Below are 8718 nucleotides of genomic sequence, written 5' to 3' on the forward strand. Positions count from 1 at the left end.
CATTTGCCGGCAGCTTATAAGCTTTATTAGTAACGACTACAAGCTGCACCTGGCTGAGTCCATGGCGGATTATTCCTTGTCCTAAGTGAAGCAGACTGTAGAAATTTTCATTCATGCTATTGTCAGTCAGCAGATTTTCAGTCAGAAGCTCATCCTGCAGGTAGTTGGATAAATGGATAACAGCCGATAGCTTGCCTGGCACCTGTTCCAGTAAATCCGCATAATCCTCCGCATTGCCCGGCCGTATGGTAAAGCTGCGCTTGCCATCGAAGCGGAACTTATCGCCGGAAGCAACATAGTAGACCGGGTTTCGCTCAGCGTCCGTTAGGCGCTCCAGCTCCCCGCCGATCTCCAGGTTCCCGTTCCATACGAGCACGGCCCCTTCATTTATCCGGGCGCTGCTCTCAAGGGCCGCAGGCTTCCACTGCCATTCATGGAACAAGCTGCTGCCACTTACGGCATAAGAAGCTTCGGAGCCTGCTCCAAAGTCTGGCTTGAACGTTTTATGCTCAAAAGGATAGACCGGGAGCGCCACTTTACGGTAGACATGATCGGGCTCCATCGCCGTCCAATTGATTTTGGCTCCAAGTGAAAATAATTGCCCGAGCGCACCGAGCCAGGTCTCCCAGTTTTCCTTCTTGCGGCTAAGGGTATGGAGCACCTGCGGTTTGCTTGCGTGCTGCAAGCCTCCGGCCATCCCGGCAAGGATAGCGTCCGGTCCGCATTCGACCAGAATCGTAACCTCCTGGTCAATCGCGTAAGTTATGCTTTGCTCAAACTTTACAGCATCCAGAATATGCTGCATCCAATACTGCGCCGTAGGCGGCTCCTGAATGACTTCGGCGCTCACATTGGAAATGACTGGAATTCGCGGAGCGTGGAACACCGTGGCTTCCAGTTCCTTCTTGAACGCTTCCAGCATCGGTTCCATCAGCGGCGTGTGAAAGGCTTGGGAAACGTTCAGTCTCTTGGCTCCGATTCCCTGCGTCTGCAGTGCGGACACAAATGCTTCCACCGCTTCCGCCGTTCCGGACACAACCTGATGTGTGACGTTGTATCCGGCGACCCACAAGGAACCTTCAAAGGACTTCAGTAAATCATCAAGTTTGCTGGCTGAAGTAAATACCGCAGCCATGGCTCCCGCCGCCGGCAGCTCACTCATTAATTTGCCTCTTGCGACTACCAATCTTGCCGCATCCTCAAGGCTGACGATTCCCGCGAGACAAGCGGCGGCCCATTCCCCGATGCTGTGGCCGAGCAGGTAAGCAGGCCGGATGCCCAAATCCAGCAGCAGTCTGCCAAAGGCATAATCCATCGTAAAGACGGCCGGTTGGGTGATGTTCGTCTGCGCAAGAACTTGATTATCGGCCTCCGCGCCGTAGAGCAAGTCGGTCAGCTTCAGCTTAAGATAGGGATAGAAGGCTTCCGAGCACTCGTCCACAATTTTACGAAAAGCGGGAAGCTGATCATATAAAGCTCTGCCCATCCCTGCGTACTGCGAGCCTTGTCCGGTAAACATGAACGCAATCTTCGGCGAAATCAAAGCCGGGACCGGCCCCTGCGAAGTGAGCTTCAATTTGCCGATCAGGTCCTGGGCCGAATCCGCTACCGCATGGAAACGGTGCGGCAGTGCCGTACGCGTCACGTTCTCCGAATAGCAAATCTCCGCGAGCAAATACTCATGGGATTGTTCGAGAAAGGCCGCTAGATCCGCCTTTTTTTGCTCCAGCGCGGAAGCGGTATGAGCGGACAGACCGATAACATGCTTCGGCCGCTCCGGATACGCTTCCCTGCTTATCGGATGTCCCTGCGGCGCCTCTTCAACGACCATATGGCTGTTGGTGCCGCCAAAGCCGAAGGAGTTAATGGCCGCCCGTCTGGCCGCTCCATCCGCCACTTTCCATTCGCTCGCTTCAGGGAGCAGATAGAAAGGGGTCTGCTCAAATTTCAGCATCGGATTCGGTTGAATGACATTCACCTGCGGCGGCATCGTTTTGTTCCGCAGGGCCATGACGATCTTGATAAAGCTGGCGATTCCCGCTGCGCCGAGCAGATGTCCGATATTAGATTTTACCGAACCAATGGCAATTGATTGCGCGGCAAGCCCCCAGCGCTTAAAGGCTTTATCCAGCGCTCTGACTTCGCTCGGGTCGCCGATTTTCGTGCCCGTTCCATGGGCTTCCACATACTGAATGTCCGCCGGATTCAGCCCGTTCCGCAGATAGAGGGACTCAATTAACTCTCTCTGACCGTCAGGGTTCGGAGCCATTACACCGATGGAATGGCCGTCGTTGTTGATTTCACTGGCCCTTAGGACCGCCAGGATCGAATCTCCGTCTCTTTGCGCTTGTTCAAGGGGCTTGAGCATCACGAGCCCGCCCCCTTCTCCGGGCACGAAGCCGTCGGCGTCGGCATCAAAGACGCTGCTGCGCCCGCTGGCAGATAAAGCGCCGGCATTGCTGAAATATTGATACGAGGTTGGCGTCAGCAGGAGAGAGATTCCCCCAGCTATCGCGGATTCGCACTCTCCTCTGCGAATGGAATCGGCGGCAAGGTGAAGGGTGACCAGCGACGACGAGCACGCCGTATCCACGGCCATGCTCGGCCCTTTGAAATTGAATTCCTGCGAGGTGCGCGACGGAATCATATTGATAATATTATCGACCAGCAGATTGGAATGGTCGCCCGTAATTCCCAGCTTCCGTCTCCACTCCTCCATAATCTGCTCTTGCTGTTCACTGCTGAGCACGGTGAAGCTGTCAAAGCTCTGCAGCTTCATCCGGTTCAAGGTACTCAGATGGTATTCGAAATAGGAATTCCCTCCCGCCCCGACAAATAACCCTACCTTTTTGCCGCTCATTTGCTGCCGGGAATACCCCGCCCGTTCGATCAGTTCGTAAGTCATTTCCAGGACCATCCGCTGCTGCGGGTCCATCACTGCCGCTTCTTCTTCGGAGATGCCAAACAGGCTGGCGTCGAAGCCGTAGGGATTGTCAAGAAAGCCCCCTGTACGGCAATAGGTCTTGCCAAATTCCGGATAAGGACTGTAATAGTCATCAATATTCCAATGGCTGCCGGGCACTTCACCGATAGACTGCTCTCCCTGCACCAGCTTGTGCCAGAACTCCTCAGGACTTGAAGCCCCCGGGAAGCGGCAGGCCATCGCGATCACGGCAATATCTCCCCCGCCGGACTTCCCGCTATTTGAAGCCGACTGCTCTTTCCGGCCTTCGGACGGGCTTCCTTTTAAGTTAACCCAGGCGGCAAGGTACTCGTCCATTTCACGCACGGTACGGCATTTGATTAACAGATCATGCGTCAGCTCCATAGACAGCTCATCTTCAAGAGCCCCCAGAACCTGCATTGCTTTCAGCGAGGTACCTCCCAAAGAAAGGAAGGGCTCATCGTACGGTATGGTTTCCACCGGTTTATGAAGAACAGACGCCCATATCTTCCGAATGTTCTCCGCAAATGTTCCGGAAGCGGCTTCGACGCCCGGGTTTCTCTCCGGTTCGAGCGGTTTGGGTTTGGCTTCAGCGGTAAAATAAGAGGCCGGATACGTCTTATCCTGAAATTCGCCCTTCTTGAATGACCCGACGAGATTGAATCGCTGCACTTTGCCGCTTGTCGTCTTGGGAATGGAGCGGATGAACGAGACGTAGTCGACAGGAATACCTATCGTCTCGTTGATGTGGCGAAGGATTCTGGAATAGACTGGCTTTACGTCCTTCTCTTGCAGCCGCTGGGTAGAGAACAGCCCTACCTTTTCTTTTCCCTCTTCCTCATCATGCCAACCGCAAACGGCAATTTTCCCGGGTTCGACATCGTCCAGTTCTTCAATGACCGCTTCAATATCATGGGCAAAAAAGTTCTGTCCATTAACGAAGACAATGTCCTTGATCCGTCCGCTGACCGTTAAACGCCCGTTCAAAATAAAGCCGGTATCGCCGGTCTTTAACCAGCCGTCTTGAAAGGACTTAGCGGTCGCCTCAGGGTTGTTGATGTAACCGGAAGTGACATTCCGGCCGCGAATCTGAATTTCACCCACCGTTCCCTCGGGAACGACAACCCCCGTTTCATCCTCAACAATCCGGATTTCCATGCCAACCACAGGATAGCCCTCATCGGCCATTAAAGTTGCCCGCTTGTCGTCCTCGTCAATGGCCTCGGCGCGCGATTCACCCGCCAGCAATTCGCGGTTCAGCGTGTGAACCAAAGGCTCCTCTCCCGGGACAGGAAAGCTTACGGCCAGGCAGGCCTCGGCCATTCCGTAGACCGGATACATCGCATTCTTGTTGAATCCGCTTTTTGCGAATCTATCCATGAATTTCCACATTGTTTTGACTGAAATGGGTTCGGCGCCGTTATAGAGCAATCTTAGTGAGCTTAAATCCCAGGAGCCCAGCTGCTCCTCCTTCACCCTGCTGGAAACGAGACGAAGTCCGAAATTGGGGCAGCCGGTAAAGGTGATCCGGTGCTTGTCGATTATATCGAGCCACAGGGTCGGCCGCTTGACGAATTTCATCGGCGTCATATTGAATTGATTGATGCCCAATACCAAGGAAGAGAGGTGAAAGCCGATCAGCCCCATATCGTGGTGGTATGGCATCCAGCCAAGGGAACGGTCCTTATCCGACATCTGGCTGCTGGTTATAATGGCCTCAATGTTTATTAGCAGGTTGTCATGGGTCAGGATCGTTCCCTTAGGTATATTCGTGCTGCCAGAGCTAAACTGGATAAACGCAGGAGAATGGGCGTCTGCCAACATAAGAATTCCGTCCTGCTGCGCCTGATCCAGGCTTGAGGATTCAAGAATCTGCAATCCGCTGATGCCGAGAGTGGTTTCCATTTCTTCACGCGCCTCAAGAAGACTGCGGTCGGATAGAATCCGGGGACGCTCCAGGACCTCCCATATCGCCAGCAGCTTGCTAAGCGAGGTATTGATTACCTTGGAGGAAGCCGGGTAGGATGCCGGAACAGGGATAATGCAGCCAAGGATACAAGCCCAGAAAGTCAGAATGAACTCCTTGCTGTCTTCTAATAAGATGAGTGCATACTGGCCCGGCTTAAACCCTTGTTCCTGCAGCCCCCCCAGGCGGCGGGTAGCTCCTTCCAAGAGCGCCTGATACGAAAGGAAGAACTCCGAGTTATCATTTTGGATAAAAGTGATGCCTCTTTCCGGGTTGCCTGCCACTTGAACAAGGGCATTCGCCAGATTTCCGAGCTTGGCATATTTACCGGTTACGCTTTTCCCTTTGAGAATAGAAAGCTTCTCTTTACCCTTCCTTTTGATTCTGTTCACAACATTTCCTCCTTGGCTAATCGTACTTTTGAACCTTTTCTTGTCACAAACATATGGGTCAGAAATAAGCCAAACAGCAATAGACTTGCCGTAAAAATATGCCGATGCCCCCAAATATCCATGACGACAGAGGAAAAGAACGGCCCCGCCGCCGAACCAAAGCCGTAGAAGGTCGTGAACCACGCGTTCCCCGAGGACCTCTCGCTTTGCGGCAAATCTTGAACCACAAGTGCCATTGAGAGAGGGTACAGCGGTCCGATCATCAACCCGGCGGCGAAGGAAAATAGCATTTTAAGAGATAAATCCGACACGGACACGATGCCGACCACAGTTATAGTGGAAAGAAGCACACATAAAGCCAGGCACTTCCTCCGTCCCATCCGGTCGGCCAGGTAGGTTAATGGAAGCAGGCCGACAATGCTGCCGACCACAAAAATACTTAGGGCATACCCTGTCTCGGAAACCGCGACATGCTCCTTTATTAAATAGAGGGGATACAGTGAAACCACAATCGTCTCGCTGAACCCGTAAACGAAGGCGCCGAAGAGCCCCGGTTTGATTTTGGAAATGACCTTTTCCCTGGCACGCCCGGGAATGATCAATACGCCATGTAGCTTAAAATGAATGATTCCCGCAGCAAGTATCAGGCATAGACTGCTGAAAGCAAACGGCAGCCATACTGTATAGCTATATACCTGCGGTGCAAGCGCCGCACTGACAATTAGCCCCAAGGCATAGCATAAGCTGTAAATGCCGTTGACCATCCCCAGACTCTTCGCATCCGAAAGATTGTGCAGCGCCGTCTGCATCCCCACCATATTGCAGCTAATGCCAATCCCCATCAAAGACATCAGCCCCAGCCAAATCCCATTCAGGGTGAACAGAGGGAACAGGGCCCCGCACACGGCGGTGAGCAGCAAACCTGTCGTAATGACCTTTTTCACATTGCTTCCTCTCATCGTTCTGTCCACAAAAAGCGAACCAAGCGCCATAAAGAAAAAGTAGGAGGAAGAAATGACGCCAATCCAAATTTCATCTGCATGGTTAGTGGTCATATGGGTGGTGGAAAGCGGGTTAATGACACCCATAGAAGTCCCCACCAGCAGGGCAATGCTGTAAATGATCCCTTTGCCGCCGCCAAGGAGCTCATGAAGTTTGCCCGATTGTTGCTCCATTTTCGATTAGGCCCCTTTTACAATGATGGTTGCTTGCGCATTACAGCCTGCAGCATTTGCATCTGCTGTGCTCCGAACCAGTTCATATCCTGCTTGCCATAGATTTGCAGCGCTTCGCCGGTAATATAATCCGAGCGGGACGAAGACAGGAATACCGCCGTATCGGCAACTCCGGACGGAGGGATGGCTCTTCCCCTGAACGCTGCGGGGGCCATATCGGTATCCACGAGCGCCGGGCAAAGCGCGTTCACCTGAATATTGCTGTTCTTCAGCTCTTCCGACAAAGACCGGGTCAATCCGAGAACACCATGCTTGGATGCCGCATAGGCGCTCATCATCGGATAACCGATAAACGAGGAATCGGAGCCGATATTGATGATCTTGCCCTGCTTCTGTCTGAGCAGATGCGGGATAACCGCATAGCAAAAGTGATACGTACCCAGCAGATTCACTTGAATAATCTTGTTCCACATCTCGGGGCTCATATCGGCTGCCGCCCCCATTCCGGTGATTCCGGCGCTGTTGACCAGAATATCAATATGGCCGAAACGTTCCACGGCCTGATCTACGGCCTTATACACACTTGAAATATCGCTGACATCAGCCGATATCGCCAGAACCTGCGCACCTAACTTGCGGATCGCGTCGGCCGTTTCCTGGAGCTGCTGAGCCGATCTGGATACAAGAACAATATCGGCTCCCTCCCGGGCCAAGGATTCAGCAATGCTCCGTCCGATGCCTTTGCTGCCACCGGTCACAATGGCCACTTTATTGGACAGTTCTCCCTCTCTTGGTCTAAGCTGCGGTACCGGCGATTCGATCGACGAGAGCAGGTTCAGCATATTTTCGGTGTAATGCTCCGCCAGGCGATTGATCGTTGCTGCGGCATGCAGATTGGACGAATACTCAATCTCGGCAACCAGCTTGCCATCCTCGATCGAGAAAAAGAACTCAATGACGGATATTCTTTTTTGCTCCGGCAATGCGAACCGGCGGTCCAGCCCTTCCTTCGAGAATTCAAAGCCCGGCAGCTTCGGCATATCCCGGTTTCCGAGATAATTGGCCCTGATCGGAGTCAGTTTGACGTCCGGGTACATGTAGATCGGCAAATTCTCGGAGACGAGATCATAGCTCACCCCGCCAAGCGGAACCTCCTCCAGACTTTGACGAATGCTGCGGACAAGTTCCTGCCAGCTGCTATCCTGCTCCACATGAATGCCCATTGGAAAATTGACGGCAAAATTACCGGGCGTCTGCATAAAGCTCTGCTCGCTTCCCAGTTCTCTCCCATGCACCCGGTGACTGACAATGACCTTCGGGCGCTGAAAGAGGTTGCCCAGCATCCGGTAAAGCGGAGCCAGCAGAATTGGATATACATTACTGCCGAAGTGCTTTTTGGCCTGACCCAGTATCGCCCTAGTCTGTGCTTTGTCAAATTCGAAGCGGACAAGCCTTGCGGACTGCTCATCGTTTGGCCCCTTGATAAAATCGGCGGGAAGCTTGAACGCGGACTCCGGCGGAAATTGGGAAGACCAGTAATCCGCATAACTTTTGCCATGAACCCGTTTTTGTTCCTGTACGGCCTGAATGAAATCGGCATATGCATTGGGCTTCGGAAGCTGCGCGTGCTGCCCTTCCGGACCGAGCCCGGCATAAATCTGCCAAAGTTCCCGGACCAACAGCTGATTGGTAATCACATCCGATATCAGATGATGGCCAACCGCCGCAATATCGTACGACGACTCTGCAATCTGAACGACGACAATTCGCCATAAAGGCCACTGGTCAACCTGCAATCCCTTGATCGCTTCGGTCAGAGCTGCTTCAATCGCTTCATTTCTTTGGGCTTCCTCCATGTGAGTGCCATCGTAGAAATCCACATTGCTGTCCAGTTCTCCGGTAAGAAAACGCTGCTCCCATCCGAAGTCCTTTTGCACCAGGACGCTTCTCAGCACATCATGACGCTGGTTCAGTAAAGCGGCGGCTTTCTTGAACCGCTGCAAATCCAGCGGCCGGTTGTATACAAACCGGGTAAAGCCCGCCCAGCAATACGGGGATTCAAAATAATTCATCAGCCAGCTTTGCGCCGGCGCCAGCGGAAGGGTGCCCTCCTCTTTGGCCTCTATGAGATGAGGATTCTCCAAAGGCTCCGCCGGATTACCCGATCCGCCGAACTGGTTCCGCAGCGCTTTCCGGTCCAGCTTGCCGTTCGGATTCTTCGGCAGCCGCGGCAGCCCCTCC

3 protein-coding genes are annotated in these 8718 nt (G+C 53.3%); all 3 read right to left on the reverse strand.

The annotated features are described in order from the left end of the window. Positions 1 to 5302, reverse strand: a 5302-nt coding sequence (locus L691_RS0122445) for a type I polyketide synthase (RefSeq protein WP_025692543.1), incomplete at its 3' end; no start/stop codon positions are given. Further along, on the reverse strand, positions 5299 to 6477 hold the full coding sequence (locus L691_RS0122450) for an MFS transporter (protein ID WP_025692544.1): 1179 nt from the start codon (positions 6475 to 6477) through the stop codon (positions 5299 to 5301). The genes L691_RS0122445 and L691_RS0122450, both read right to left, overlap by 4 nt. A gap of 17 nt (positions 6478 to 6494) precedes the next feature. After that, positions 6495 to 8718: SDR family NAD(P)-dependent oxidoreductase (locus L691_RS0122455; protein ID WP_025692545.1), on the reverse strand; the 2224-nt coding region annotated here is incomplete at its 5' end.

It is taken from the genome of Paenibacillus zanthoxyli JH29, assembly GCF_000520715.1.
GTDB classification, from domain to species: domain Bacteria; phylum Bacillota; class Bacilli; order Paenibacillales; family Paenibacillaceae; genus Paenibacillus_AQ; species Paenibacillus_AQ zanthoxyli.

What these genes read in the sequence shown, in the direction of transcription:
- L691_RS0122450 (WP_025692544.1), bottom strand. Translation starts at nt 6,477, where the DNA reads ATGGAGCAACAATCGGGCAAACTTCATGAGCTCCTTGGCGGCGGCAAA.